The sequence below is a fragment of the Bacillus cereus group sp. N12 genome (assembly GCF_016483575.1).
GTDB lineage: Bacteria > Bacillota > Bacilli > Bacillales > Bacillaceae_G > Bacillus_A > Bacillus_A toyonensis.
In genome coordinates, this window is record NZ_JAEHBO010000180.1 from 1 (window position 1) to 1,286 (window position 1,286).

Below are 1,286 nucleotides of genomic sequence, written 5' to 3' on the forward strand. Positions count from 1 at the left end.
TGGAGTGAACCCTGAGAATGAGACGATAAAAAACACCTCTCTAAATCGTAAGTATCAGTTATGATTTTAATGGAGGTGTTTTTCGTATGGGGAAAAAGGCGCATTATCCCGCCGAAATAAAGTGGAAAGTAGTTGAAATGAAACACCAAGGATTCAAAAATAAAGAAATTATGGATGCCTTAGGAATTAGACATGTGGCTCAAATTAAAACTTGGATGAAATGGTATCGTGAAGGCGAAACCTATCGGTTTGAACAATCTATTGGAAGACAATCTGCACATGGAAAAGACTTAAAAAGGTTAACAGAACTTGAACAAAAAGAATTAGAAATACGTTATTTAAAGGCAAAGATTATATTGCTGGAAAAGTGCCAAGAAATCTTAAGGAGGTGGGAGGAAAAGAAGAAATAATGAAAATGATAAAGGAATGGCAATCAATTTTTACAATTGCAGAACTGTGTTCCATATTTAATATTTCACGTGCTACTTATTATCGTTGGAAAAAGCAGGAGAAAACAGTAACTAACCATGAAGAAAAAACCGTAATAGAAATATGTCAACATCATAAATATCGGTATGGATATCGTCGGGTTACAGCTTGTCTACGTGATCAATTTAACATCGTAATGAATCATAAAAAAGTATTACGTATCATGAGAAAATACAACGTATTATCTCGGGTTAGAAAAAAGAAAAAGATATTTGTGCTCGGTCATGAACCAGTGGTAGCTAAAAATAGAATACAACGGAGATTTAAAGCTACCAAGCCTAATGAAAAATGGTTCACTGATATCACGTATTTGATGTTCGGCAATAAGACTCTTTATTTTTCATCTATTATAGATGGGTTTAACAATGAAATTGTAAGTTATAAAATAGCTGAGACACAGGATGTTTCTCTTGTATTAGATACTCTAAAAGAGGCTTTAAAAAAGCGAAATGTGATTGATACGATTTTACATTCGGATCAAGGAAAGGTGTATACATCAAAACAATTTCAAACATATGCCAAAGAAAAAGGCATTATCACAAGCATGTCTCGTACAGGAAACTGCCATGATAATGCCCTCATAGAATCCTTTCATTCTCATTTGAAATCCGAAGGATTCTATGCGCAAAATATAAAACAATCGAATAATGCTAGTATAATACAAACTGTGGATGAATACATCCACTACTATAATAATGAACGGATTCAGAGAAAATTAGATAATATGTCACCTATAGCTTATAGGAAACATGTTATCTAGGTGTTTTTTCTTTGTCTCACCAAATGGGGCCAGACCA

Annotated in this window: 1 protein-coding gene; it reads left to right on the forward strand. The window is 33.4% G+C overall.

Annotated elements, in window-relative coordinates:
• Positions 1-86: 86 nt before the first annotated feature.
• Positions 87-1,249, forward strand: a protein-coding gene (locus JDS92_RS30010; protein WP_199633037.1) for an IS3 family transposase whose coding sequence is annotated in 2 segments (ribosomal slippage) — positions 87-354 and positions 354-1,249 — 1,164 coding nt in all. Because the reading frame shifts where the segments join, the coding sequence is not laid out codon by codon here.
• Positions 1,250-1,286: the final 37 nt, after the last annotated feature.